At 64.8% G+C, this 25,536-nt stretch carries 20 protein-coding genes and 1 pseudogene; 13 read left to right on the top strand and 8 right to left on the bottom strand.

All coding sequences use genetic code 11. The features are described 5' to 3' along the window. Positions 1-82: 82 nt before the first annotated feature. Positions 83-1,378, top strand: coding sequence for an NAD(P)/FAD-dependent oxidoreductase (locus AC1DSZ_RS00350; RefSeq protein WP_476836416.1), 1,296 nt, complete (start codon positions 83-85; stop codon positions 1,376-1,378). Between the two features lie 26 nt (positions 1,379-1,404). On the opposite strand, the gene AC1DSZ_RS00345 is transcribed toward AC1DSZ_RS00350, so the two are convergent. Genes AC1DSZ_RS00345 through AC1DSZ_RS00335 form a run of 3 tightly spaced genes read right to left on the bottom strand, consistent with a single transcriptional unit; the run spans position 1,405 to position 4,803 of the window. Further along, on the bottom strand, positions 1,405-2,490 hold the full coding sequence (locus AC1DSZ_RS00345) for an amino acid ABC transporter permease (protein WP_476836415.1): 1,086 nt from the start codon (positions 2,488-2,490) through the stop codon (positions 1,405-1,407). A gap of 3 nt (positions 2,491-2,493) precedes the next feature. Further along, on the bottom strand, positions 2,494-3,711 hold the full coding sequence (locus AC1DSZ_RS00340; RefSeq protein ID WP_476836414.1) for an amino acid ABC transporter permease: 1,218 nt from the start codon (positions 3,709-3,711) through the stop codon (positions 2,494-2,496). Between the two features lie 54 nt (positions 3,712-3,765). Then, positions 3,766-4,803: an amino acid ABC transporter substrate-binding protein gene (locus AC1DSZ_RS00335; protein ID WP_476836413.1), complete on the bottom strand. Its 1,038-nt coding sequence runs from the start codon at positions 4,801-4,803 to the stop codon at positions 3,766-3,768. Positions 4,804-5,050: 247 nt separating this feature from the next. Between AC1DSZ_RS00335 and AC1DSZ_RS00330 the strand changes: the two genes are divergently transcribed. The 7 genes from AC1DSZ_RS00330 to AC1DSZ_RS00300 all read left to right on the top strand — a co-directional run bounded on the left by AC1DSZ_RS00330 (position 5,051) and on the right by AC1DSZ_RS00300 (position 12,508). Next, entirely contained in the window at positions 5,051-5,443 is a 393-nt protein-coding gene (locus AC1DSZ_RS00330; protein WP_476836412.1) for a VOC family protein, read from the top strand. Positions 5,444-5,491: 48 nt separating this feature from the next. Then, a complete protein-coding gene (locus tag AC1DSZ_RS00325) occupies positions 5,492-7,060 on the top strand; it encodes an ABC transporter substrate-binding protein (RefSeq protein ID WP_476836411.1) in 1,569 nt (522 codons plus the stop codon). A 91-nt stretch (positions 7,061-7,151) separates the two neighbouring features. Beyond that, a complete protein-coding gene (locus tag AC1DSZ_RS00320; protein ID WP_476836410.1) occupies positions 7,152-8,117 on the top strand; it encodes an ABC transporter permease in 966 nt (321 codons plus the stop codon). A gap of 8 nt (positions 8,118-8,125) precedes the next feature. Beyond that, positions 8,126-9,019, top strand: coding sequence for an ABC transporter permease (locus AC1DSZ_RS00315; RefSeq protein ID WP_476836409.1), 894 nt, complete (start codon positions 8,126-8,128; stop codon positions 9,017-9,019). A gap of 38 nt (positions 9,020-9,057) precedes the next feature. Next, positions 9,058-10,035 (top strand): ABC transporter ATP-binding protein, encoded by a 978-nt coding sequence (locus AC1DSZ_RS00310; RefSeq protein ID WP_476836982.1) that lies wholly within the window; start codon positions 9,058-9,060, stop codon positions 10,033-10,035. Further along, positions 10,032-11,066 carry an ABC transporter ATP-binding protein gene (locus tag AC1DSZ_RS00305; RefSeq protein ID WP_476836981.1) on the top strand — a complete coding sequence of 345 codons (1,035 nt, stop codon included), beginning with the start codon at positions 10,032-10,034 and terminating at the stop codon, positions 11,064-11,066. The genes AC1DSZ_RS00310 and AC1DSZ_RS00305 overlap by 4 nt, the downstream gene beginning before the upstream one ends. Continuing rightward, entirely contained in the window at positions 11,063-12,508 is a 1,446-nt protein-coding gene (locus tag AC1DSZ_RS00300) for an ABC transporter substrate-binding protein (RefSeq protein ID WP_476836408.1), read from the top strand. Before AC1DSZ_RS00305 ends, AC1DSZ_RS00300 begins: the two co-directional genes overlap by 4 nt. Positions 12,509-12,540: 32 nt before the next feature. Here AC1DSZ_RS00300 and AC1DSZ_RS00295 read toward each other — a convergent pair whose 3' ends face one another. Genes AC1DSZ_RS00295 through hydA form a run of 3 tightly spaced genes read right to left on the bottom strand, consistent with a single transcriptional unit; the run spans position 12,541 to position 15,654 of the window. Continuing rightward, the gene (locus AC1DSZ_RS00295; RefSeq protein WP_476836407.1) at positions 12,541-13,470 is read right to left on the bottom strand and encodes a dihydrodipicolinate synthase family protein; all 930 of its coding nucleotides are present in this window, start codon (positions 13,468-13,470) and stop codon (positions 12,541-12,543) included. A gap of 33 nt (positions 13,471-13,503) precedes the next feature. Beyond that, the gene (locus AC1DSZ_RS00290) at positions 13,504-14,166 is read right to left on the bottom strand and encodes an aspartate/glutamate racemase family protein (RefSeq protein ID WP_476836406.1); all 663 of its coding nucleotides are present in this window, start codon (positions 14,164-14,166) and stop codon (positions 13,504-13,506) included. Between the two features lie 24 nt (positions 14,167-14,190). After that, positions 14,191-15,654, bottom strand: coding sequence for a dihydropyrimidinase (hydA, locus tag AC1DSZ_RS00285; RefSeq protein WP_476836405.1), 1,464 nt, complete (start codon positions 15,652-15,654; stop codon positions 14,191-14,193). A gap of 223 nt (positions 15,655-15,877) precedes the next feature. Between hydA and AC1DSZ_RS00280 the strand changes: the two genes are divergently transcribed. After that, positions 15,878-16,531, top strand: coding sequence for a GntR family transcriptional regulator (locus tag AC1DSZ_RS00280; protein WP_476836404.1), 654 nt, complete (start codon positions 15,878-15,880; stop codon positions 16,529-16,531). Positions 16,532-17,296: 765 nt separating this feature from the next. Here the strand turns inward: AC1DSZ_RS00280 and AC1DSZ_RS00275 are convergent. After that, positions 17,297-18,466: a DUF3095 family protein gene (locus AC1DSZ_RS00275; protein ID WP_476836403.1), complete on the bottom strand. Its 1,170-nt coding sequence runs from the start codon at positions 18,464-18,466 to the stop codon at positions 17,297-17,299. 121 nt (positions 18,467-18,587) lie between these two features. Between AC1DSZ_RS00275 and AC1DSZ_RS00270 the strand changes: the two genes are divergently transcribed. Together AC1DSZ_RS00270 and groL are read left to right on the top strand one after the other, a co-directional pair. Beyond that, entirely contained in the window at positions 18,588-18,875 is a 288-nt protein-coding gene (locus AC1DSZ_RS00270; RefSeq protein ID WP_476836402.1) for a co-chaperone GroES, read from the top strand. Between the two features lie 47 nt (positions 18,876-18,922). After that, the gene (groL, locus tag AC1DSZ_RS00265) at positions 18,923-20,569 is read left to right on the top strand and encodes a chaperonin GroEL (RefSeq protein ID WP_476836401.1); all 1,647 of its coding nucleotides are present in this window, start codon (positions 18,923-18,925) and stop codon (positions 20,567-20,569) included. A gap of 351 nt (positions 20,570-20,920) precedes the next feature. Here groL and AC1DSZ_RS00260 read toward each other — a convergent pair. Further along, positions 20,921-21,609, bottom strand: a pseudogene (locus AC1DSZ_RS00260) (pyridoxal-phosphate dependent enzyme). 700 nt (positions 21,610-22,309) lie between these two features. Here AC1DSZ_RS00260 and AC1DSZ_RS00255 point away from each other — a divergent pair. Both AC1DSZ_RS00255 and AC1DSZ_RS00250 read left to right on the top strand, forming a co-directional pair. After that, positions 22,310-24,217: a tyrosine-type recombinase/integrase gene (locus AC1DSZ_RS00255; protein WP_476836400.1), complete on the top strand. Its 1,908-nt coding sequence runs from the start codon at positions 22,310-22,312 to the stop codon at positions 24,215-24,217. Continuing rightward, a complete protein-coding gene (locus AC1DSZ_RS00250; RefSeq protein ID WP_476836399.1) occupies positions 24,214-25,272 on the top strand; it encodes a hypothetical protein in 1,059 nt (352 codons plus the stop codon). The genes AC1DSZ_RS00255 and AC1DSZ_RS00250 overlap by 4 nt, the downstream gene beginning before the upstream one ends. Positions 25,273-25,536 lie beyond the last annotated feature (264 nt).

Below are 25,536 nucleotides of genomic sequence, written 5' to 3'. Positions count from 1 at the left end.
ATGGGCTCGGCCCTGAGCTTCAAGCCCACGCCCGCAACGGCGCCCATGGCTGAGACGGCCGATGTGCACCTATAGTGGTGTTATGACCGAATACATTGATTCCTACTACTCCCGCACGCGCCATCCGTCGTCGTTGCGGCCGTCTTTGACCGGCGTTGTCGATGTCGACGTGGCAATCGTCGGGGGCGGGCTCGCTGGGCTGACCGCCGCAATCGAACTGGTCCGCGCCGGTCGAAGCGTCGCCATTCTGGAGGCGCAGCGCATTGGCTGGGGAGCGTCGGGCCGCAATGGCGGTTTCGTCGGGCCTGGCTACGCCACGAGCCTCTCGCACATCGCGCTGATGGCCGGCCGGGAGGCGGCGCACGAGTTGTATCGGCTCTCCATCGAAGGCGTCCGGATCGTCGAGGACAACCTCTCCGCGCTCCGCTCGACCGACAATGTCGCGACCTATGGCAAGATGAGCGTGATGCGCCACGCCGCCGCCCCGGCCCTGAAGGCCCGGCAGGAGCAGATGGCGCGCGACTTTGGTTACGCGCTGGAGTTCCGCGATCGTGAGCAGGTTCGCGGCGTGCTGCGATCGACCAAGTATCACGAAGCGCTGTTCGATCCTCAGGCGTTCCATTTTCATCCGCTCAATTACGCGCTGTCCCTGGCTTCCGGATGCGAAGCGCTGGGCGCGCAGATCTTTGAAGGCTCGCCGGTGATCGGCGCAAACCTGGATGGCGCGACCAAGGTGCTGCAAACGTCCGGCGGGCGGATCGAGGTGCGCGACGTGGTGTTCGCGACGGGAGGCTATACGGGGGACGTGTCGCCGCACTTGCGACGCGCGATGCTTCCGATCGCCACCTATGTGCTGCTGACGGAGCCCGCCCCGGAGCGGATCGCCGACGTCATCGGCGTGCCCTACGCTATCAGCGATAACCGGCGTGCTGGCGACTATTATCGCATCGTGGATGGCGGTCGAAGGCTCCTCTGGGGCGGGCGCATCACGACGCGCACGAGCGAGCCGGCGCGATTGGCCGAGATGCTGCGGGCGACCATGGTGTCGACCTATCCGAGCCTCGCCCACATCGGCGTCGATGCAGCCTGGTCGGGGCTGATGGCGTATGCCCGCCACCTCATGCCGATGATCGGGCAAACCACGCCAAACGTCTGGCACTGCTTCGGCTTTGGCGGGCATGGCCTCAATACGACCGCCGTCGGCGGGCGGGTCGTCGCCGAAGGCATCCTGGGCGCCAGCGACCGCTACAAGCTCTTCGCGCCGTTCGGGCTGAACTGGGCCGGCGGCCCGGTCGGCGCCGCGGTCGCGCAGATGACCTACTGGACCTACCAAGCCTTGGATTTGGCTAAGGAATTCCGGGCGGCGCGAGCCGGCTGATCCAGCCGGCGACGCAAAGGGCGGCGCTAGTCAAACCCCGTTCTCAGCCTGCGCTCGAGATAGCGGCTGTAGGCGCCCATTCCGTACGAGAACACGAGGTAGATCGTGGCCGCGAACAAATAGCCTTCCAGCACGGCGGCGCCGACCCATTCCGGGTCGAGCATCGCGGTGCGGACCGTCGACAGAAAGTCGAGCAGGCCGATGATCGTCACGAGTGTCGTGTCCTGGAAGAAGCCGATCGAGATGTTGACCAGCGGCGGGATGACGATCTTCAGGGCGGGCGGCAGCACGATGAGCCGCATCGCCTGCCAGTAGTGCAGGCCCAGTGACGCCGCAGCCTCGTACTGGCCGCGTGGAATGGCCTGGAGCCCGCCGCGCACCGCTTCCGCGATATAGGCACCCGCGAAAATGATGATCGCGACCTGGGCGCGGAGCAACTTGTCGACGGTCACGCCGGTCGGCATGAACAGCGGCAGCATCACGGTGGCCATGAACAGGATCGAGATCAGCGGCACGCCGCGAATGACCTCGATGAAGAAAACCGCGATGACGCGGATGGCCGGCAGCTTCGACGCTCGCGCCAAAGCGAGAACGACGCCGAGCGGAAAGCCCAGCGCCAAACCCACGGCGGTGAGGATGAAGGAGAGCGGCAGCCCGCTCCACTGCGTCGTGGGGATCGGACGCAGCCCGAACGCGCCGCCGGCGATCAGCACCATGCCGGCGACCAGAGCGAACGCCCAGACGGCCAGGAGCCAGCGCCCCCAGAACCGCGGGATCATCGAGACTCCGATCGCGACGAAGAACACCGCCATCGCGAGGGCAGGACGCCAGTGCTCGTCATAGGGGTAGACGCCGAAGATCATGAAGCGCGCTTTGGCGGTCAGGAATGGCAGGCAGATCCCGCTTCCGGCGCGGCAGATCGCGCCGCCACCTTCCGCGACGGCGCGCGTCACCGCCCATCCCCAGGCGGCCTTGGCGACGATCCAGAACAGCCAAAGGCAGACGATCGTGATCACCGCGTTGAGCGGCGTACCGAAGAGCGGCTGAACGGAGCGTTGAAAGAAGCCAGGCCTGGGCGGCGGCGCGGTCGCCATGAGTTCGGTCTGCGACATGGCTCAACGCTCCTTCAGCGCGACGCGGGCGTTGTACCAGTTCATGAAGAGCGAGATCGTGATCGAAATGCTGAGATAGACCAGCATCATGATCGCGATGCCTTCGACCGCCTGACCGGTCTGGTTCATGGTCGTGTTGGTCACGAGGACGAGGTCGGGATAGCCGATGGCGGTCGCGAGCGAGGAGTTCTTGAACAGGCTGAGATAGGCGCTGGTCAGCGGCGGGATGATCACCCGCAGCGCCTGCGGCAGTACCACGAGGCGCAGGGCCATGCCGCGATCCAGCCCGAGCGACTTCGTGGCGTCCCACTGTCCCCTGCCCACGGAGAGAATGCCGGAGCGCACCGTCTCGGCGATGCCCGCAGAGGCCGAGAGGGTCAGGCCCAGCAGAAGGGCCGTGAACTCGGGCTTCAGATGCGCGCCGCCGGCGAGCCGGAACCGCCCCTTCTCCGGGTATTCGATCGTTATCTCGGGCTGAAACAGCAGCAAGGCGACAAGCGCCGGCCCCAGCAACGCGAGCAGCACCCAGGGCCACATGCGCCGCTCCACGCCGGTGGAGACGCGCTGGGCCACCATGCGCCGTCGCACCGTCATCGCGAGGGCCATGCCGGCCATGAGAGCCAGCAGCACCTTGGTGTGCGACGGTGTCCAGTTCATCGCCGGGATGGTGACGCCGCTGTTCGAGATGAACACATGCGGCATCAACTCCACCGCTTCACGCACGGGCGGCAGCAGATTGACGATCAGCCCGTACCAGAGAAACAGGTACAGCAGCAGCGGAACGTTGCGCAGCGCCTCGACATAGACCAAGGCGAGCGCCCTCAGCAGCGGATTGCCCGACAGGCGCGCGACGCCGACGATGAGGCCGAGGATCGTCGCGAACACAACCGCAAGCGCGGACACGAAGATCGTGTTGAGTATGCCGGTCAGCAACGCGCGGGCGAAGCTGTCGGTCGGCTTGTAGTCGATGAAGCTCGGACTGATCACGAAACCAGCTTCGCGGCTCAGGAAGCCGAACCCGGTGACGATGTTCTGCTCGGCGAGCTTTTGCGACACGTTGGCGGCCAGATACCACGCCACGCTGGCGACGAACGCGACCGCCAGCACCTGGTACAGGATGGCGCGCACACGCAGGTCGTAGAACAGTCGCGTCATCGCGGCGTGCTCGCTCGGCTCATCAGGGCGGGGATGGACGGGACGGAACGGGACGGCAGGCGGCATGTGGGCCGCCTGCCCGCTTAATCGCAAAGGCCGAATCAGGCCTCGCGGGCCGGCTTACCGGAACGGCGGCGAGTACAGGAGGCCGCCTTCGGTCCAGAGCTTGTTGGGTCCGCGCGTGAGACCGATCGGGGTGTCGGGCCCAACGTTGCGGTCAAACATTTCGGCATAGTTGCCGACGCCCTTGATCACGTTGTAGGCCCACTTCGCATCGAGCCCGAGCATCTTGCCGAGGTCTCCGCTGACGCCCAGCAGACGTTGCACTTCCGGATCCTTGCTGGTCAGGAAGGTATCGACGTTCGCGCGCGTGATCTTCAGCTCCTCCGCCGCCACCATGGCGAAGAACGACCAGGTGACGATGTCGCGCCAGTTGGCGTCGTTCTGCCGGACGACAGGCGCGAGCGGCTCCTTGGAGATCGTCTCGGGGAGGATGACGTGATCCTTCGGGTTGGGCGCCACCGCGCGCACGGACGCGAGGTCGGATCGGTCGGTCGTGATCGCGTCGCAGCGGCCGGTGAAGTAGGCGTTGCGCCACTCGTCCGAATTCTCGAACACAACCGCCTCGTACTTGATGTTGCGAGGCCGGAAATAGTCTTCAAGGTTTTGCTGCGTGGTGGTGCCGGGCAGCACGCAGACAACGGCGCTGCCGAGTTCGCCCGCGCTCTTCACGTTGAGCTTGGCCGGAACCATGATGCCCTGGCCGTCGTAGAAGACGATCGGTCCGAAATCAAGCCCGAGCGAATTGTCGCGCGAAAAAGTCCAGGTGGTTTGGCGCGAGAGAAGGTCAACCTCGCCGGACTGCAGCCCCTGGAAGCGAACATTGGTGCTGAGAGGCACTGACTCGACCTTGTCCGGATCGCCGAATACAGCGGCCGACACCGCGCGGCAGACATCCTGGTCGAACCCGCGCCGCACGCCCTTGTCATCCGCGAAGGAGAACCCGGCCGCAACGGGCGAGACGCCGCACAAAACCTTGCCGCGCTTTTTGACGGCGTCGAGCGTGGCCTGCGCCTGCGCGGGCGCGGATGCAAACAGCCCCAAACCGAGCGCCACGCCAAGGCCCGCGACCAGCCTGAACGGCTTGATATTCTTCATGAAGATCCTCCCTGCAGAGGGCTTGAACAACCCGCTGTGTCGTTGACGCTATAGCAGGTTCAACGCCCCGACAATTCGTGTGACGCGTGTTGTGCGCTGCATTCTCACGCGTTTCTCTGGCTAGGCCGGCCGCCTCCGAAGCGACTGCAACGACCTCGCCTTGACACGGAATACGTGTTGTATACCGTCGGGATAATAAACGAGCTTGGGCTCTGGACGCTTCGCTCCGACGAAGAAGGGCTGACCGATGACAAATTCCGACCGGCCGCCCCACTCGGCGACAGAAAAGCTGATCACCTTCCTTTACTATCGTGATCTGCCTGCCGCGATGCGCTTCTACGAGGATGTTATCGGCCTGACGCTGGAAATCGACCAAGGCTGGTCGAAGATCTACAGGGTCACTGCCAATGGATACATCGGCTTAGTCGATGAAAGTCGCGGCAGTCACCGCGCGAACGACATCAAGCCTGTACAGATCTGCATGCGCGTCGACGACGTCGACGGATGGTACGCGTATATCCGCAGCGTCGAACCTCCAGGCCTACGCGAACCGCGCAGCAACGCCGAACTCAAGATCCGGGCTTTCGTGTTCGACGATCCTGAAGGCTACCAGCTCGAGATCCAGTCCTCGCTCGATTGATCGGGGCGTTCACCACATTCGGACCATGCGCAGGGGAGCGATTAGATGATGACGAACGGCCTCACGGGTTTGACACGCCGCAATCTTTTGGCGCTTGCCATGCTGAGCGGCGTAGCGCTTTCCGGAGCCGCCCACGCGCAGGGCAAGTCGCTCTCGATCGCGCTGACCGCCGACGCGGTGATCCTCGATCCGCATGCGGCCAACGAGCTCACCGGCAACATCATGTTCTACCACTTCTACGACCCGCTGGTGACGCGCACGCCGGAGCTCGGCTTCGAGCCCGGACTGGCCGAGAGCTGGCAGGTCGTGGACGACACGACCTGGGTCTTCAAGCTGCGCAAGGGCGTCCGGTTTCACAACGGCGACGAGCTCAAGGCCTCCGACGTCGTCTACACGTTCGAGCGCCTGAAGAAGGCGCTGATGTCGAACCTCGTCGCCAACATCGCGTCGTCGCGCGCCATCGACGACTACACGGTGGAGATCAAGACTCCCAAGCCCTACGCGGTGCTGCACATGGCGCTGGCCGAGGTGCTGATCGTCAACGAGAAGTACACCAAAGCGACCGGCGACGAGCAGATGGGTCTGAAGCCCATGGGCACTGGACCCTACAAGCTCGCCGAATGGGTCAAGGAAGATCGGCTCACCCTCTCGGCCAATCCCGATTACTGGCGTGGCAAGCCGAAGATCGACACCGTGGTCTTCAAGCCGATCACCAACCCGGCCACCCGCACGGCGGCGCTGCTGACCGGCGGCGTCGACGTAATCCAGGACCTGTCGGTGCGTGACGTCGCCAGCGTGAAGGCTAACCCGGCCTTCGAGGTCGTCACCCGGCCGAGCCTGCTCAACATGGTGATCGCGATTGACACGCGCGAGAAGTCGCCGACGATCGACCTGCCCGTAAACCCGATGCGCGACCGCCGGGTGCGCGAGGCGCTGGCGCGCGCCATCAACATCGAGGCGATCAAGACCGTGGTGATGAACGGCTTCGCGACCCCCAGCGAGCAGTATGTCCCCTCGTCGCACCTGGGCTACGTGCCTGGTCTCGACTTCCACAAGCTCTACCCGTTCGACGTCGAGAAGGCGAAGTCGCTGATGAAGGAGGCGGGCTTCGAGAAGGGGTTCTCGATGACGCTCGACACCACCAACAACCGCTACGTCAACGACGGCGCAATCGCGCAGGCGCTGGCCGGCATGCTGGCGCGCATCAACGTCAAGCTCAACCTGAACCTGATGCCCCGGTCGAACTTCTTCGGCTACATCCGCGTGCCGTCCGACAAGTCGAGCTTCATCATGAGCGGTTGGGACACGCCCTCCGGCGACGCCGGCAACATGTACAGCACGCTGATGTACAGCCGCGGCAAGAAGCCCGGCTTCGGCCAGGCCAATCGCGGCTCCTTCTCCAACGACGAGTTCGACAGCTGGATCGACAAGGCCGACGCCACCGCCGACATCAAGCAGCGCGACGAGTTCCTGAAGGAGGCCACCAAGGTGGCGGCGCGCGAGATCCCGATGATCCCGCTGCACTACGAGCAAGACATCTACGCGGCCAAGAAGACCGTCAAGGTCGTGCCACGGATGGACAAGTTCATCTGGGCCTACGAGATGGACGTGAACTGACCACGTCTTCAAGCACCTGATCGTCCGCAGGCGGGCTTCCGGGAGCCCGCCGGCCGCCGCCCCCTCGGCCACGCCCTGAGAGAATGCAATCGTGTTCGGCTACTTCACCAAGCGATTGGTTCAGATCGTCGTGGTCCTGTGGGCCGTGTCGGTGCTCGTGTTCGTGATGATGAGCTTCACGGGCGACCCGACCTACATGATGGTGCCGCTCGACGCCACGGAGGAGCAGATCGCGCAGGCGCGCAGGCTGCTCGGCCTCAACGACAGCCACCTCGTGCAGTACGGCCATTTCCTTTCGAGCCTTGCGCGGGGCGACTTCGGGCGCTCCTTCGTGTTTCGCCAGCCCGCCATGCAGCTGATCCTCGAGCGGCTGCCCGCGACGCTAGAAATTGTTGTTCTCGCCATGGCGATAGCCCTTGTGGTTGCGATCCCGCTCGGCGTTTACGCCGGCGCGAGCCCGGAGCGGGCCAGCAGCCAGGCCGTAATGGCCGGTTCGCTCGTCGGCATTTCGCTCCCCGGGTTCTGGCTCGGCATGGTGCTGATCTACATCTTCGCGGTGAAGTTCCAGCTCGTCCCTTCGTCGGGCAGAGGGCCGACCCAGGAATGGCTCGGCATGCGCGTCAGCTTCCTAAGCTGGGAGGGCTTCCGCCACCTCATCCTGCCGGCGCTGACATTATCGGTCGGCACGCTCGCGATCCTGATCCGCATCATCCGCGCCGAGATGATGGAGGTCATGAAGCAGGACTACATCAAGTTCGCGCGCGCCAAGGGGGCGGACCGGCGCGGCGTGCTGTTCAAGCACGGGCTCAAGAACGCGTTGATCCCGCTCGTCACGGTTTTTGGACTGATGATGGGCGACCTCATCGCTTTCGCGACGCTGACCGAGACCATCTTCGCGTGGCCCGGCATCGGCAAGCTGCTGGTCGACTCGATCTACCGCGGCGATCGGCCGGTGATCGTCGTCTACCTGATGTTCGTCGCCTTCATGTTCGTGGTGGTCAACTTCGTGGTCGACATCCTCTATGCGGTCATCGATCCGCGCATCAAGGTGAAGTGAAGCGCCCGATGATCATGCTTTCAGGGGCCATGAGGCGCTTCGCGGGCTCGGAACTCTTTCACAGTTTCCGGCACAACCGCTCGGCCAAGATCGGCGCGGCGATCGTGGCGATGTTCGTCGTCATGGTGTCGATCGGCCCCTGGCTGGTCGCGCAGGATCCCTATGACGTCGCGCAGCTTGAACTCATGGACTCGTTCAAGCCGCCGGTGTGGCTGGAAGGCGGCGTGCCGCAATACTGGCTCGGAACAGATGGCCAGGGACGCGACGTGCTCGCCAGCATCGTTTACGGCAGCCGCATCTCGTTGTTCATCGGTTTCGCGGCCATGTTGGGCTCCTGCGTGCTCGGGGCCGCGCTCGGGCTCGTCGCCGGCTTCTATGGCGGCAAGCTGGACAGCGTCATCATGCGGATCGCCGACATCCAGCTCTCGTTTCCATCGGTGCTGACGGCCCTGTTCCTGATGTCGGCGTTCGGGACAGGCGCCGACAAGGTGCTGATCGCGCTTATCTCGGTAGGCTGGGTCGTGTATGCGCGGATCGTGCGGGGCTCGACGCTGCGGGAATCGCAAAAGGAATACGTCCAGGCGGCCCGCGTCTCGGGCCTGCCGAACCGCAAGATCATCCTGCGCCACGTGCTCCCCAATGTGCTGACACCCCTGATCGTGGTGGCGACGATCCAGGTCGGCACGTTCATCCTCATTGAGGCGTCGCTGTCGTTTCTCGGCGTCGGTGTGCCGATCACCGAACCTTCGCTCGGACTGCTGATCAAGAACGGCTTCGACGTGCTGTTTTCCGGGCTGTGGTGGATCTCGGTGTTCCCGGGCCTGTTCATCATGCTGATCGTCTTCGGCATCAACCTGCTCGGCGATTTCCTTCGCGACGAGCTCAACCCGCGCCTGAAATGACGATGACCCCGCTCCAGCCTGTCGTGGCCGCAGACCCGATGGCCACGCCGTTGCTGTCCGTCACCGGGCTGAAAACCTACTTCCACACCTTCGCCGGGGTGGTGAAGGCGGTCGACGGGGTCAGCTTCGACCTCGCGCCGGGCGAGATCCTCGGGCTGGTCGGCGAGTCGGGCGGCGGCAAGTCCATGATCGGGTTTTCGATCATGGGGCTGATCGATCCGCCAGGCCGCATCGAGGCGGGCGAGATCCGCTTCGAGGGACAGGACCTGCTGCGGCTCGACGAGGCCCGCATGCGCAGCGTCCGCGGCAAACGCATCGCGATGATCTTCCAGGACCCGATGACGGCGCTGAACCCGTTGTACACGGTGGGCAACCAGCTAGAAGAAATGCTGCGGCTGCATTCCGGCCTGTCCTCAGGCCAACGACGGGCGCGATGCGTCGAGATGCTGCGCGAAGTCGGCATTCCGCAGCCCGAGGAGCGTCTCGACAGCTACCCCCACCAGTTTTCCGGCGGCATGCGCCAGCGTGTGGTGATCGCGATCGCGATGATCGCGGGCCCTCGCCTCCTGATCGCCGACGAGCCGACCACGGCGCTCGACGTGACCATCCAGGCCCAGTTGCTGCGGCTGATGAAGCGCCAGGTGGAGCAGACGCGGGCGTCGCTCATCTTGATCACGCATGATCTCGCGGCGGTGTCGCAGATGGCCGACAAGGTCGTGGTGCTGTATTGCGGCCGCATCGTCGAGCGGGGGCCGACAGCGCAGCTCATCCGCAGCCCCGTGCACCACTACACGCGCGGCCTGCTCGACTCGATCCCGCATGACGACCGGACGCGTCGGCGGCTGCACCAGATCCCCGGCTCGGTTCCCAACATCCGCGCCCTGCCGCCCGGCTGCGCCTTCGCGCCGCGCTGCAGCGCCGCCCAGGCGCTCTGCCGAGAGGTCGAACCGGCGCTGACCGAGTTCGCGCCCGGCCGCGCCGCGGCCTGCCATTTCCCGCTGGAGGCGAAGCTCTGATGGCCCCGCTGCTCCAGGTCGATGATCTCCAGCAACGCTTCGACGCGAGCGGCGGCTTCTTTGACCGGCTGCGCTGGCGCAACGGCCGTTTGTCGGCGCCCCGCCGCGTGGTCCACGCGGTGAACGGCGTGAGCCTGTCGATTAACCGCGGCGAGGTGCTCGGCATCGTCGGCGAAAGCGGGTGCGGAAAGTCCACGCTGGCGAAAACGGTGATCAAGCTCCACCAGCCGACCGGCGGGCGCATCATCCTCGACGGCGAAGACATCACCGATCACGACTTCGCCCGCATGCGGCCGATCCGCAGCAAGATGCAGATGATCTTCCAGGACCCCTACGCGTCGTTGAACCCGCGGCAGCGGGTCAGCGACATCGTGATGGAGCCCTTTATCGAGAACGCGCCCGGCAAGGTCCGCGACGCCAAGGACCGGGCGCTCGCGCTGCTCGCCAAGGTGGGCCTCGGCCCCGAGCATGCGGACCGCTACCCGCACCAGTTCTCGGGAGGCCAGCGCCAGCGGATCGGCATCGCGCGCGCGCTCTCGGTGGAGCCCGAGCTGATCATCGCGGACGAGCCGGTCTCCGCTCTCGATGTGTCGATCCAGGCCCAGATCCTCAATCTGATGATGGATCTGAAGGACGAGATGAACTTCTCCTACCTGTTCATCACGCACGACCTGTCCGTGGTGCGGCACATCAGCGACCGGATCGGGGTGATGTATCTCGGGTTCATGGTCGAGACCGGTTCGACGGACGCGATCTTCAACAGCCCGAAGCACCCCTACACGCGTGCGCTGCTGGCGGCCGCGCCCGTTCTCGGCGCCCCCATCGCGGCGGCCGCCGAGGAGATCAGGGGGGAGGTGCCGAGCGCCTTCAACCTGCCGTCCGGCTGCTGCTTTCGCACACGCTGCCCCCTCGCCTTCGATCGCTGCGCCGTCGAGCGCCCCGTGTTGCGCCAGCAGGGCGACGGACAGGCGGTCGCCTGCCACCTGCACGACGCAATCGCAACCGCGTCCCCCCTGGAGGCCCACGCATGACCATCATCACGATCAGCCAGGGCCGCGTCGCGCTGGACGACCCCCATGCCTGCACGGACGCCAACGACATCCTGACGGTGTTCGGCGCGCTGTTCGACACCCTGGTCCGGCGCACCCCGGATGGCGGCTACGGGCCGGCGCTCGCCACGGAGTGGACAGTCTCGGAGGATGCGCGCCGCTACCAATTCCGCCTGCGCGAGGGCGTGCTGTTCCATGACGGCGAGCCCTGTGACGCCGAGGCGGTCCGCTACGCGCTGCTGCGCATGGCCCGCCCCGACATGGGGGCGACGCTGGGCGCGCCGGGCGTCTATGCGCAGTATCTCGCCGGGCTGGAGGTGGAGGTGCTGAGCCGCCACGAACTCGCGCTGACGCTGGCGCAGCCCATCGCCGACCTGTTCGACATCCTGGCCTACGGGCACATCGTCTCGCCGCGCGCCGTGGAGGCGGCCGGAGACGACCTCGCGCGCCGCGCGGTCGGCACGGGCCCCTACCGGCTCTGCGCCTACGAGCCCGGCGAGCGCATCGAATTGCTCGCCAATCCAGGCCACTTCGACGGCAAGCCGACCTTCGAGGGCGTCACATGGGTCAAGGGCGACACGGCGGCCGGCCGCGCCGAGGCGCTCAGGACCGGACAGGTCGACATCGCCAACGGCCTGCCGCGCTCGGCGCTGTCCGAGCTCCCGTCGCCGTCGTTCACCGTGGAGGAGTTCCTGGCCCCCACGGCGCTGATCATGATGTTCAACGCGGCGCAAGGACCCGCCAGCGATCCCCGCGTCCGCCTCGCCCTCAATCTCGCCATCGACCGCCAGGCCTTGGTGGACGATGTGCTGGGCGGCGGCGGGCAGCCGCTGCACGGCTTCGTGAGCCCGGCGCATTACGGCGCCGACCCGGAGGCGCCGCCCTTCCGGCAGGACCTTGCCGAAGCCCGGCGGCTCCTCGACGAGGCCGGCCATGCGGACGGCCTGACCCTGCACCTCTACTGCCCGACGCGACTGCCCGACGAAGCGCAGGCCCTGGCGGACGCCGTCGAGGCGCAACTCGCCCCGCTTGGCGTTCGCTTCGAGCGCCACATCGAGCCCGATCGCGTGCTTTACGCCAACCAGGTCAGGCTCAAGGCCATTCGCGACATTTGCGTGTTCGACTCGAGCCCGATGAGCGTGTTTCGCGTGCTGCACGAGAAGATCGATTCCCGCGTGCGCGGCTCCTGGTGGGAAGGCTACGCCAACCCGGCCGTGGAAGAGCTGCTCGATCGTGCGCGCCGGACGGTCTCGGCCGAGGCGCGCGAAAAGCTCTACCGGCAATGCTACCGGCTGCTGCAGCAGGACCCGCCCTGGCTCTATCTCTACAATCACCGCCGGGTGATCGGCCTTCGCGGCCATCATCCCGCTTGGCGCATGCGCCGCGACGGCGTGGTCGACATCCGCGCCCTGCCCGCTCTGTAAGCGCCCGCGCGCAGCTCGCCTGGGCTGACGTGTCAGCCCAGCTCCGCCAGCTTGCGCTCCTGGCGCGCGATCAGTCGCTCGATGTCGGCGAGATCGCCTGCCGACAAGCGGCCGGCCGGCGCGCGCAGCGCCGCAGACGCGATCACGCCACGGCGCGCCAGGATGTGTTTCCTGATCTGCAATCCCAGCCCCGGCTGCAACTCGTAGCGGGCCAACGGCAGGTAGGCGTCGAAGATGTCGTGGGCGCGCTCGATGTCCCCGGCGGCATGCGCCCTGCAGACCTCGACCATCATCTCCGGATAGGCGAAGCCCGTCATCGCCCCATCGGCGCCGCGGCTCATCTCCTCCGGAAGGAAGATCCCGCCATTGCCGCACAGGATCGATATTCTGCGCGCTTCGCCGCGATCGCTGGACGCGCGCAGCGCGCCGATCTTGTTCAGCCCCGGCCAGTCTTCGTGCTTCAGCATCACGCAACGAGGCAGCGCCTGCACGATGCGGGTAATCACGCTTGTGGAAATCTGCACGCCGGTCGCGAGCGGATAATCCTGCAACACGAACGGCGTCTCGCCGAGCATCCCCGCCGCCGTCTCGAAGTAAGCGTAGATCTGGTCATCGGTCCTAAGGCTGGAAGGCGGAGCCACCATGACGCCCGCCGCCCCGGCGTCCATCACCTCAGCGCTGAGCTCCCGCATCGGCGCGAAGCCCGGCGCGGAGACGCCCACCACGACCGGAACCGCCCCGCCCACGCGCCCCAGCACGCGCTTCACCACGGCCAAGGACTCGGCTGCGGTGAGCTTCGGAGCTTCGCCCATCATGCCCAGCAAGGTGAGGCCGCTCGCGCCCTTCTCGAGGTAGAAATCCACCATCGAGTCCAGGCTGGCGTCGTCGATGGCGCCCTGCGGGGTAAACGGCGTGACGGCGATCACGAACACGCCTGACGCGGCTTCGCTGATGAGGGGCATTGGATTCCAATCTTCGGGTGACCGGGATGACGCTCAGAGATCGCCCAGAAGAACGCGGCCCAAGGCCATGGCGGTCGCAGCTTGCGTCGGCTCCACGACCGGGACGCCGAGCTCGTCCTGAAGGCGCCGCCGATAGCGCGCCATGCCGGCGCAACCCATCACGATGACATCCGCGCCGTGGGCGTCGCGCAGCGCGCGGCCGGTGGCGGTCATGCGCTCATAGGTGCGCGCCTCGTCGCCGAGCTCGGTCACGCCCAGCCCGATCGAGAGATCGCCGGCGAAGCGGGCCATCACGCCCATCGCGCCGAAATAGCGCAGATGCCGAGGGATTGAGGTCGGCAGGATGGCGATCACGCCAAAACGCTGGCCCAAAGTGAGCGCCGTCAACACGCCGGCCTCGGCGATGCCCAACACCGGGCGCTTGCTCTGCTCGCGCATGGCGTGGAGACCCGGGTCGCTGAAGCACGCGACCACAAAGGCCGCCGCGTCTTGTTCGAGCTCGCCGGCGCGCCGCAGAAGCGGCCCGATGACGCCGTCCACATCGCGCTGGCTCTGGATCCCGGCCGGTCCGTCCGGCAAGGTCAGGCAGGCGATCGCCGGCCCTTCCGGCGTGCGCAGCGGCGCGACGGCCCGGTCGATGGCGTCGGTGACGCTCGTTGAGGAATTCGGGTTGATGACGTAGATCGTGTTGCCCATGGCGGAGCGCTCCAAGCCGCGGCCTCAGTAAAGATCCGCGCCGAAATTCCGTGCGGGATCGAATTCGGGCGAGAGCCGGCCCGTGGGTCGCGTGGATTCGCCCGCCGCACGCAACAGGAGCCGGCCGGAGCCAGGCGCGGCGGCGATGGCCCCATCCGCGACGATTACCTCCCCCCGCCGCAGCACCGTTTCGGGCCAGCCCGTGACCGTGCGGCCCTCAAAGGGGTTGTAGCCCGCATTGTCGTGCAGGTCGTTCCCCAGGGTGACACGGCGCTCGGGGTCCCAGATCGCGATGTCGGCGTCCGCCCCGATCGAGAGCGAGCCCTTTCCGGGCAGGTCGTAGATCTTGGCCGGAGCCGTCGCGGTGAGCTCGACGAACTTGCTGAGCCCCATGCGCCCTTGCGACACCATGGCGTCGAACAGCAACGGCTGCCGCAGCTCCAGCCCCGGCATGCCGTTCGCCATCTGCTTGAACGTCGGACTGTCCCCGGCGCTGAGCTTGCCGCTCGCGTCGAACCGATAGGGCGCGTGATCGGACGACAGGATCTGCAGGTCGCCGAGGGCCAGCGCTCGCCAGAGCGCCTCCTGGTCGGCGGCCGTGCGCTGGGGCGGCGAACAGATCCACTTGGCCCCTTCAAGCCCCGGCCGGTCGAGATCCTGCCCCGTCATCAGCAGGTAATGCGGGCAGGTCTCGGCGAAGATCTTCACCCCGCGTCCACGCGCGTCGCGGATCACGGCCGCGCCCTCCGCGGTGGAGACGTGAAAGATCATGATCGGCTGGTCGAGCAACTCGGAAAAGGCGATCAGGCGGTGGAAGGCCTCGACCTCCGCCGCGCGCGGATGGCTCACGGCATGGAATTTCGGCAGAACATAGCCGCGGGCGACCAGCCGCTCGCTCATCCATTTCAAAACGCCGTGGTTCTCCGCGTGAACGCAGACGAGCGCTCCGGCGCTGCGGGCCGCCAGCATGACGTCCAGCAGCTGCTGGTCGCTCACCTGGACGGCGTCGTAGGTCATGAACACCTTGACCGAGCGGTGTCCGGCCCGGATCAGGGCCGGCAGGTCCTCGTCGAGCGTCTGCTGGTCCGGATTGGCGACCATGAGGTGGAAACCGTAGTCGATCACCGCCCCGCGCCGGGCCAGCGCCGCATAGTCCTCCACGACCGTGCGGAGCCGCGCGCCCCGGTGCTGGGCCGCAAAGGAGATGACCGAGGTCGTTCCGCCGAAAGCGGCCGAGCGCGTCGCGCTCTCGAAGGTGTCGGCGTTCATCAACCCGCCGCCTGACAGCTGTTCGATGTGGCAGTGCACGTCGACGCCGCCCGGGAGGACGAGCTTGTCTCTTGCGTCGATCTCCCGACGGCCAGCCGGCAGCGACGCGCCAATGGCCACGATCGTCTCGCCCGCGATCGCGAGATCGGCCTTGAACACGTCATTGGCGGTCGCGATGACGCCGTTGCGGATCACGGTGTCGTAGTGCATGTCGACCATGGTGGACTCCGGATGCGGGCCGCCGCACACCAGCCATTCTGCTTGGGCGCTACGCCCTGCAGACTGGCCACCGTGCAGCCGAGCCTGCGTGACTTCGACATACAGTGTGTATACTGTGGGGATAGCGAGAGGGAAAGCCAGGGTTGCGGTGAGTGTGCATGTCAGGAACGCGCGAAGACGCGGTTCAGCAATGCATTGACGCCCCCAACAGCGGAGTTGATGGGTGACCGCCGATCAGGGCACGATCTCGACGCTGGGTCATACGACCTATGAGCGGCTCCGCGACATGATCCTCAACGGCGAGCTGCCGGCAGGCGCGTCGCTGCAGGAAACCAAGCTTGCGGAGCGTCTGGGCGTATCCCGGACGCCTGTGCGCGAAGCCACCATGCGGCTGATGACGGAAGGGCTGGTGCTCCGCAGCGCCGGCGCCACGCCAGTCGTTCGTCGGCTCTCCATCGACGACTTCATCGAGGTCCTGCACATCAGGCGGCTGCTCGAGGTCGAAGCCGCGGGCCGCGCCGCCCAGACGGGCGGATCTCCCGAACTTAGTGCAGTCGGGGCCCGCATCGCCGAGTTCCGCGACGGCGTCGAGCCCACGCCCGCCGAGCACGTCGCGGTGGACGACCGGCTTCATCGGATCATCGCAAGTCTGGCCGGTTCGCGCCTGCTCGCGGAATTGATCGAAGATCTGCGCAAGAAGACGAAGATCTTCGACATGGGGCGGGTGCCCGAGCGGTTCGACCCCGGGGTCCGCGAGCATCTGGCCATCATCGACGCCATCGCGGCGCGAGACGCGGCGCGCGCGCAAGACGCCATGCGCGAGCATATCGACAACGTCCGCGCGAGCGTCATGTCGCATCTGCGACGCTTGTTCTGAAACGATTGTCGCCTCAGGGTAGCCTGATCGAGCGTGTCGTCATCAACCCACGCGAGGCGGGGGGGGGCGAGAACAAACTCGTGGCGAGAGCGCCAGCGCCTTCGCAGGCGAATCTGGTGCGGGGGGCCCGCAACCACCTTAACCGAAGGTCGCAGCGAGTCCGGAGTACAGGCAAGCCAAAAGACTGCTCCTGAACCGTACCGGACACTCGGAATGACAGCTTAGGCCGCGCGACAATCGACTTACCGCGAGCTAGCGTTGAGGTGAGGCGGCGCTTGCCCTCCGAAGGCTCGATAATCGGTGTGCGGGCAGCCAGAAAAACCCTGATTCAGCCTACGATTTGAGCTTAAAAGCTGGCCGAATGTACATGGGCGGCACCGCCGCGCCACGTTGGAGCTTGGGTCGAGCTGAATTGAGCTCTAGCCAGCGCCCGCGTGTAAAATGGTTCCCTCATGGAACCGCCTGCGCCAGCAACTGGCGACCTTGCTGTGCAGGCTGAGCCAACTGCCGCCGGCCCAACCCTCGACTGGTTGAACTTCCTAACTCACAGATGTGCGCGGCGGCCTCGGACGCTATGTGGGCGCCTTCCTGTTCACGCATGCCGGGTGGGACCAGGCGAAGCCTCGGGCGTCCTGATCGTTGCAGCTGGCAACAACGCAACCTTTGGAATTTTGGCCGTAGTCGGACTACTCGTGCTCCTAGCCGCACAGGGTAAAAGGGTGGGAGCCGAGGAAGGCGAGTTGCCAGGGCGGCGCCAGTAAGCCCTCATAGTGGCCGGTCTTGCCTCATCAGTTTTGCTGCCCGTGTGTAACCACCGTCACCGCCGTCGATGAAGTGGACGTGTTGACTGTCGCTGGCCGAGGTCACGAAACACGTCATCAGGGCTGTGGGGGAAACGTGCACGCCAAACTCTAGATTTCCGCCTGCCGCAATCGATGCCAGTTCGGCGCGAATGGCTGCTTCGGCCGCGCCGTCACAGTCGATAACAAGACTCAGTTGCCGGTCGAACTTACAAAAATCCGTGTTGCTGGCGATCTCAGCAAGGTAGCGCTGCCTGTCAAAGCCCCTCACACGCCAACTCGTTCGCAGAACAAGGTAGGCTGCAAGCGCTCGCATGAATAAGCGCGCTGCCGCTAGGCTGGCCGGCGCTCGGCCGTGCGTCGCACGAGCTTCGATCCAAACTCCGGAAGCTGGCCAGCGTGGTGTAAGATTGGCAGGCTTTGCAGGAGAAGGGCTGCTTGCGCCAGCCAAGCGTTGAATGGCTGAGTAGGCGACCGATAAGTCCGCACCTTCGAGGATCAAGGTGAGCATGCGCCCGTTAAGGGCCTTGAGCTCCTGCCATTGGCAGCTCAGCCCGGTGAGATCAGGTGAGGCTCCATCATCCAGTGATTCTGGAATTTCCGCGACAGCCTTAAGCGGGGAAGGATCTCTGCTTTTCATTGAGGCCTCGAGAGCCGCGACGCCGCCGCCGAGAAAGACACCAAACGAGTTGCCAGGTGTTGGCTCATACCGGCCCACAAGAACATCCGCGCCCAAGGCGCGAAGCTCGGCGACCTGAGCTAATCCGACCCGTAGATGCAGATTGAACTCATCTCGCGCAAGCCTGCGCAACCGCGCCAACGCCAGGCGGGCCTCGCGAGCGTAGCTCGGCGGGACCATCACGGCGCAACCGTCGCCGGCGAACAGCACGGGGATCTCACAGCCGCTACAAATATTCCGCAACGCCGCGATCGCCGCAGCGGCGATGTAGTTCACTGTCCGATGCCCTCCTTGGGCTATCGCCGCCGTCGAACCCTGAATGTCGGTCGCCGCTAGGAACCACGCGTCAGGTGCGGGTCGGTGTAAACTTGCATCAAAGGTGTCGGCAGGAGAACTCAGGCGCGGCAGTTGGGCGAAGAAGGCGTTGCAATCGTGGTTCTCTGAGCCATCCGGCATCGCGTCGTCCTAATCCGCCGAGAGTGGGGCCAGCCCGATATGTTTAGCACTCTGCTTGGGCGAGTGCTAAGGTCGAGTTTGGCGCGGACCAGTGCCTCACTTCGAAATCTAGGAGGCCCTCATGAATTTCCGTCCCCTGCACGACCGTGTTGCTGTCCGACGCATCGAAGCAGACGAGAAGACTAAAGGCGGAATCATCATCCCTGAGACCGTCAAGGAGAAGCCCCAAGAGGGCGAAATCGTCGCTGCCGGTCCCGGAGCCCGTGACGAAGCTGGGAAGCTCGTCGCCTTGGAGGTCAAGGCCGGCGACCGCGTCCTGTTCGGTAAGTGGTCGGGCACCGAGGTCAAGATCGATGGCAAAGACATCTTGATCATGAAGGAATCCGACATCATGGGCGTCATTGCCTGAACGACGCTTTCATCCACGTTTTTTTATTCAGATAGGATCACTCCATCATGGCCGCCAAAGACGTTCGCTTTTCCTCCGACGCCCGCGACAAGATGCTGCGCGGCGTGGACACTCTCGCCAACGCCGTGAAGGTGACGCTTGGTCCCAAGGGCCGCAACGTCGTCATCGACAAGAGCTATGGAGCACCGCGCATCACCAAGGACGGCGTCACCGTCGCCAAGGAGATCGAGCTCGAAGACAAGTTCGAGAACATGGGCGCACAGATGGTGCGCGAAGTGGCATCGAAGGCTAGCGACGTCGCAGGCGACGGCACCACGACCGCCACGGTTCTCGCCCAGGCGATCGTGAAGGAAGGCGCCAAGGCTGTTGCGGCCGGTATGAGCCCGATGGACCTCAAGCGGGGCATCGATCTCGCCACGACAGCGGCCCTCGAGGACATCAAGAACCGCGCCCGCAAGGTCGCTTCCTCCGCTGAAATCGCGCAGGTCGGCACCATTTCGGCGAACGGCGACAGCGCCATCGGCGAGATGATCGCCCAGGCCATGCAGCGCGTCGGCAACGAGGGCGTGATCACGGTCGAGGAGGCCAAGACCGCCGAGACCGAGCTCGACGTCGTCGAGGGCATGCAGTTCGACCGCGGCTACCTTTCCCCGTACTTCATCACGAATGCGGAGAAGATGGTCGCCGAGCTCGAGGACCCCTACATCCTCATCCACGAGAAGAAGCTGTCCTCGCTCCAGGCGATGCTGCCGATCCTCGAGGCCGTGGTGCAGACCGGCAAGCCGCTGGTCATCATCGCCGAGGACATCGAGGGCGAGGCCCTCGCCACCCTGGTGGTGAACAAGCTGCGCGGCGGCCTGAAGGTCGCGGCCGTCAAGGCTCCGGGCTTCGGCGACCGCCGCAAGGCCATGCTGGAAGACATCGCGGTCCTGACAAAGGGTCAGATGATCGCCGAGGACCTGGGCATCAAGCTTGAGTCCGTTACCCTCGAGATGCTGGGCCGCGCCAAGCGCATCCGCATCGAGAAGGAAAACACCACGATTGTCGACGGCGCCGGTGAGCGCTCCGACATCGAGGCGCGCGTGGCTCAGATCAAGGCGCAGATCGATGAGACCACCTCCGACTACGACCGCGAGAAGCTCCAGGAGCGTCTGGCCAAGCTTGCGGGCGGCGTCGCGGTGATCCGCGTCGGTGGCGCGACCGAGGTCGAGGTGAAGGAGAAGAAGGATCGCGTCGACGACGCGCTGAACGCCACCCGCGCTGCGGTGGAAGAAGGCATCGTCCCCGGCGGCGGCACCGCGCTGCTGCGCGCCAAGGGTGCAGTCTCCAAGCTGAAGTCGGACAACGCCGACGTGCAGGCCGGCATCAACATGGTGATGAAGGCCCTTGAGGCTCCGCTTCGCCAGATCGTCGAGAACGCTGGCGTCGAAGGCTCCATCGTGGTCGGCAAGATCGGCGAGAACACGTCCGAGACCTTCGGCTTCAACGCCCAGACCGAGAAGTATGTCGACATGCTCGAGGCCGGGATCGTCGATCCGGCCAAGGTCGTCCGCACGGCTCTCCAAAACGCCGCCTCGGTCGCTGGCCTTTTGGTCACCACAGAAGCGATGGTGGCTGACCGCCCCAGCAAGGACTCCGCTAACCCGATGTCTGGTGGCGGAGGTATGGGCGGCATGGGTGGAATGGGCTTCTAGTGGCATATCTATTGGAGGGAAGCTACTAAGCTTCCCTCTACGCCGCCTTCGGGCCTCGCCTGTTTGGCCGGGCGAATAGGAGATCTGATCCGAAACTCGATCAAAGGCAGGAAGGTGGCTAGATATGTTTACGCTAACCCGGTTTGGAAGGCGCGTTGCACTGCCTTCCACTATTCAAATCATGCATGACATGCGCCTGCGCATGAAAGCAGATCTCGTCAGTGCAGCTTTGCCGGCCCTCCAGGATCCAGCCGACGCCAGCCCGACTACAGGTGTTCGGAAGGCGTCGGAAAAGACGCCCTAAGAACAAGGCGCGACCTCTGCTTCAGCCGCTTCTCCCAGTAATCGCGGTCATGAAAGCCCGTCTGCACCGGCCCCACACACCAAGGCACACACGCGTGCTCCTGGTGAGAACGAAGCACGGCCCGATTGGAGCACTGCGACCGATGCTGCGCCTGAAAGGTCCGCGGCAATTCCGAACTCAAACCAAAGCGAACGTGAAGCCAACTGCATCTCGTCATCGCTAACCAGAACGATCTCGTCGACGTTTCGCCGAGGTTCTCGAAGGTTTCCTGATTGGTTTGCCGGCAGGACATAGTTGCCACGCGAGTTTCGAGCCGATCGAGAGCGACGAGCCTCCCTGCCTCGAAACAAGCATGCAGTGTCGGCGAACCGAATGGCTCGATCCCGATGATGCGGGTGGAGGGACGCTTGGCCTTGACGGCGGTCGAAAGACCGCTGATGAGCCCACCGCCGCCGATCGCGACGAGGATGACATCGACGTCCGGCATGTCGTCGAGTATGTCGAGGCCGAGCGTGCCCTGCCCAGCCACAACGACCGGATCGCTAAACGGGTGGGCGTAGGTCGCGCCGGTCTTCTCCGCATGCGCAAGCGCTGCGGCGTTGGCGTCATCCCAGACATCGCCCACGATCTCGACCGAGGCGCCCCACTGCTTCAGCTTGGCGACCTTGTCGGTCGTGACGTTGGAGGGCAGGAAGACCTTCGCCTGCGCGCCGAGAACATGCGCCGATCGCGCGATCGCGAGTCCGTGATTGCCACCCGAAATCCTGACGATGCCGCGATCGCGCTGGGTGTCGGTGAGGCAGCCGGTTCATGGTGCGGCGCGCCTTGAAGGAGCCGGCGGCCTGCAGGAGCTCGAGCCTGAACGGCACTCTCACGTCGCGCTGACCCCCTGCGCTCAACTGCGTGAAGGCAAGCGTCGGCGTCTTTCGGATACAGCGCGCGATGCGTCGGCGAGCTTCAGCCAGCGGCACGCTCCAACCCAAACTCTGCCTTGCTTTTGGCGATGCCGACCGCTGAAAACGGACAAAAAAACCGGTGCAAGGATAAGCGTGAGCGCGGACCCTCTGTAATCGGCCAAAAAATTTTGGTTATCACAACACCGCCATTCGACCATGTTGATCCAATCAAACAACTCTAGAATCGACTTTCAAAACACGAACTTCACTATCTAGCGTTTTTGACGTCGAATACGCCCTACACTTCTCTTCAACCGGACATCGTGTCCGGTATACTTTTTCGAACACAACGCTTACATTCCGACTCTGTCGTCTGCTCTAAAAGGCCGATCACCGTGAATGCGAGTCGCACGCCGAAGAGCCAAGCAGGGCTGGGCATCGCCGGTGAAAGCGACGCGCTGCAGCGTCTAGCGCGCCTGCTCGCTCGGCAGTTCGGAACTGGAGCTGACCCCGTTTTCAAACCGAAGGACGTCCGCGGTGATGAAGCAGACGAACTCTCAGAATACTCGGCGCACGAAGCAGCAGAAGAGCAGCTCAAAAATCGGCTCTCCGCGTGCTGTCCAGATTGACCTTTTTGAGATCGAGGAGCCGGTTCAGAAAGCTGCAAACGGGCAAGCGAATGCGCCAGAACCACAATTCGTCGTGAACTCGACCTGCAAATTGGCGACCGACAACCGCCTCGAAACGCAGGACCACGCCCCTATGCCGCAAGCTCCCTCTCCGATCCGAGTTCGCCCCCTCACCCTCGCAGCTGTGGGCGCAGCGGTGTTCGCCTCCAAGCGGGTCTCGAAGCAACGCGCGCAAGACTGCGCCCGGGCTATTGACCAGGTCGCGAGCATGCTCGGCCAGCCGGCCGAGATGATCGCCGCAGACCCGTTGGGGCTGCGCAACCGCATGGCGACCCTCGATCACAGTCGCGTCGCCCTGACCGCCCGCGAGTGGCGGCACCTTTGCAAGCTGCTCGACAGCGCCCTGCAGTTGGCGGGGCTGCAGGCGCGACCGCGCAAGCGCAGCAAAGTGGCCTTGACCGACGCTTGGGAGCATCTCCTGGCCAGCGTGGGGAACCGCTATGACCGCTGCGCGCTGAGGCGCTTCGCGTCATTCTGTGATTGGCAGAGTCGCGATCCGGACACCCTCGATGCGGCGCTCTTCACCGCCTTCGGCTCGCATTTGGCTGCGACCAGAGTGGACCGCGCCAAGCAGGCGCATCGCGAGGTCGCCAGAGCCTGGAACAAGAGCCGGGACACCATTGCCGGTTGGCCCGCGGCGGATCTCCCCATCCCTAAAGGTCTCCGTTACCGCGCGTTGACCCTGGATGAGATGCCCTCATCGTTTCGGCAGGAATTGGAGGGCCTGCTCCGCACGCTCGCCGAGCCGGACCTGCTCGACGAGTCCGATACCGCCGAAATGAGCCCGTTCTCGATCCGCAATCGTCGAGCGCAGCTTCTGCAGGCCGCGACCGCGTTGGTGGAAGCTGGCACGCCAGCGCACGACATCCAGACACTGGAAGATCTCGTTCAGCCGGCCGCCGTGCGCGCCATCCTCAACCGGCTGCGGGAGCGCCACGGCGTCAAGGCGAGCGGCCAGATGGCGAACATCGCCGCGGCCCTGCGGCTCGTCGCGCGGCGGCTTGCTCTGCCAGAACCAGAGTTGCAGCAGCTGCGCCGCATGGCCGGCAGAGTGCGCCCGCCCCACAGTGGCATGACCGAGAAGAACAAACGTCGCCTCCGGCAATTCAAGGACCCCGCCAATCTGGCGCGTCTGCTTGCGGCGCCCCGCGACCTGATGGCTGAAGCAAAGCTTCGTCCACCAAATGCTGCTGACGCTTCCCGGATGGAACGGGCGCTGGCCATTGGGATCCTGCTCGTCGCGCCGATGCGGGAAAAGAACCTCGCCAGCCTGCGGTTGGACCGGCACATCAGTTCGTCGCGGTCGGGACGGCAGGGGGCGGTGCACATTGTCCTCCCGGCCCACGAGGTGAAGAACGACAAGGATCTTGAGTTCCCCCTCCCCGGTTGGCTGATCGAATTGCTCGACGTGTATCTGGCCCAATATCGCCCGCTGTTGGCCGAGGTCGAAACCCCCTGTCTTTTCCCAGGGGCCGGCCGCAACGGTTTTGGTCACAAATCGCCGGCCTATATCGGGTTGGCCATCCAAACCGCCTTGGCGGAAACAATTGGACTTGAGATGAACGCCCATCTCTTCCGACACCTCGTTGCATACCTGTTCCTGCGTCAGCACCCGGGCGAGTTCGAGACGGTGCGCGTGCTGCTGGGGCACAAGTCGCTGCGCACGACGGTGACGTTCTACTGCGACATCGAGCAGGAGGACGCTTTTCGGCGCTACGACGAATTGCTCGACTCCTACCAGCAGGAGAACGCGCCATGACCAAGCGCATTCTCGGGCTGAAGTTCACTGAATGGCCGGTACAGCATCAGGCTGCCTGGCAGCGAGCCTGCAGCGAGGACGACCTCGGATCGACGGGTGGCGAAGCCGCCCTCTGGCGGCCGTCCACCCGGCGCAAAACGATCAAGGGCTGGGGCTACTTCTTGCGGTGGCTCTCGAGCACGGGCGCGGAGTTGGATAGGGCCCCCGGGCGATTGGTTCATCCGAAGCTGGTCGTCGCCTACATCACTGATCTGCGGAAGATGAAGAAGGCTGACTACACTGTTCTCTGCCGGGTGCAGGAGCTTTATGACGCGTGCCGGGTGCTGGATCCAGATCAGAACTGGCGATGGCTGAGAGACATCCGCGCGCGTGTGCGACGCAGGCCAAAGCCGGTCCGCAACAAATTGGCTCGGCTCCGCAGCGCCCGCGAACTCGAGGAGCTCGGCTGGTCGCTCATCCGGGCGGCGGACGATGACAATTCCACCCCGCTTCGGCGTGCAGCCAGCTTCAGGGATGGGCTGTGTGTCGTATTGCTCGTTCGACGTCTGCTCCGGTTGCGCAATCTCGCCGGGCTCACGCTCGACCATTTTACGCACGACGGATCTGTGATGGGCCTTCAGTTCCCGGCAGCTGAGATGAAGTCCAAGCGGTATCGGCATTTCGCCCTGCCGGCCGATCTGGCCGAGGCCGTGAGCCTGTACATGTCGCGCCATCGCCCCATCCTTCTCAGTGTTGGCGGACGCAAAGATCCGAAGCCAACGAACCGGATCTGGATCTCGCGGCAGGGCGAGCCATTGGGTGAGGTACCCTTGCACTATCGCATCCGGAAGCGGACCAAGGACGCCTTCGGGGTCGAGATCCCGCCTCATTGGTTCCGCGATGCCGGTGCGACCGCAATCGCGGTCGATAATCCCAGCTACGTGGGTGATGTCGCGACTGTGCTGGGCAATAATGATGCCGTTGCGGAGAAGCACTACAATCAAGCCCGTGCTGTCCAGAGCGCACGAAGATACCAGAACGTGCTGGACACGGCCTATGCGGAATTGACGGCATAGCAAACAAGAAGCCGAAATAGGGCGGATACAGACGTACCCACCAATAACGCCCACCGCTGCGCGATTACTTGATCCTGTACGATACGCTGCAGTTGGCGTTATTCGCCCTTCCTAACTTGAGCTCCCATTCCGGGCCCGTTCGTGCTGCCCTTTGCGGTCACTTAGTTCTGCTTGTCATGCTGTGCCGGTGGCGCTGACGGATCGGACCCTGTAATAAGGTCCGGCACCTCCAAGTGTGAGTTCCCCGTGAGGGTCTCTGGATCG

This window comes from Alsobacter sp. P4_H11 (genome assembly GCF_056400925.1).
Note: the sequence above shows the minus strand (reverse complement) of the source record. Positions and strands in the feature narration are given on the sequence as shown.

Bases quoted from the DNA above. Each gene is read 5' to 3' on its own strand.
- AC1DSZ_RS00350 (WP_476836416.1), top strand. From the start codon at position 83: ATGACCGAATACATTGATTCCTACTACTCCCGCACGCGCCATCCGTCG.
- AC1DSZ_RS00345 (WP_476836415.1), bottom strand. From the start codon at position 2,490: ATGTCGCAGACCGAACTCATGGCGACCGCGCCGCCGCCCAGGCCTGGC.
- AC1DSZ_RS00340 (WP_476836414.1), bottom strand. From the start codon at position 3,711: ATGCCGCCTGCCGTCCCGTTCCGTCCCGTCCATCCCCGCCCTGATGAG.
- AC1DSZ_RS00335 (WP_476836413.1), bottom strand. From the start codon at position 4,803: ATGAAGAATATCAAGCCGTTCAGGCTGGTCGCGGGCCTTGGCGTGGCG.
- AC1DSZ_RS00330 (WP_476836412.1), top strand. From the start codon at position 5,051: ATGACAAATTCCGACCGGCCGCCCCACTCGGCGACAGAAAAGCTGATC.
- AC1DSZ_RS00325 (WP_476836411.1), top strand. From the start codon at position 5,492: ATGACGAACGGCCTCACGGGTTTGACACGCCGCAATCTTTTGGCGCTT.
- AC1DSZ_RS00315 (WP_476836409.1), top strand. From the start codon at position 8,126: ATGATCATGCTTTCAGGGGCCATGAGGCGCTTCGCGGGCTCGGAACTC.
- AC1DSZ_RS00310 (WP_476836982.1), top strand. From the start codon at position 9,058: ATGGCCACGCCGTTGCTGTCCGTCACCGGGCTGAAAACCTACTTCCAC.
- AC1DSZ_RS00300 (WP_476836408.1), top strand. From the start codon at position 11,063: ATGACCATCATCACGATCAGCCAGGGCCGCGTCGCGCTGGACGACCCC.
- AC1DSZ_RS00295 (WP_476836407.1), bottom strand. From the start codon at position 13,470: ATGCCCCTCATCAGCGAAGCCGCGTCAGGCGTGTTCGTGATCGCCGTC.
- AC1DSZ_RS00290 (WP_476836406.1), bottom strand. From the start codon at position 14,166: ATGGGCAACACGATCTACGTCATCAACCCGAATTCCTCAACGAGCGTC.
- hydA (WP_476836405.1), bottom strand. From the start codon at position 15,654: ATGGTCGACATGCACTACGACACCGTGATCCGCAACGGCGTCATCGCG.
- AC1DSZ_RS00275 (WP_476836403.1), bottom strand. From the start codon at position 18,466: ATGCCGGATGGCTCAGAGAACCACGATTGCAACGCCTTCTTCGCCCAA.
- AC1DSZ_RS00270 (WP_476836402.1), top strand. From the start codon at position 18,588: ATGAATTTCCGTCCCCTGCACGACCGTGTTGCTGTCCGACGCATCGAA.
- groL (WP_476836401.1), top strand. From the start codon at position 18,923: ATGGCCGCCAAAGACGTTCGCTTTTCCTCCGACGCCCGCGACAAGATG.
- AC1DSZ_RS00255 (WP_476836400.1), top strand. From the start codon at position 22,310: ATGAAGCAGACGAACTCTCAGAATACTCGGCGCACGAAGCAGCAGAAG.
- AC1DSZ_RS00250 (WP_476836399.1), top strand. From the start codon at position 24,214: ATGACCAAGCGCATTCTCGGGCTGAAGTTCACTGAATGGCCGGTACAG.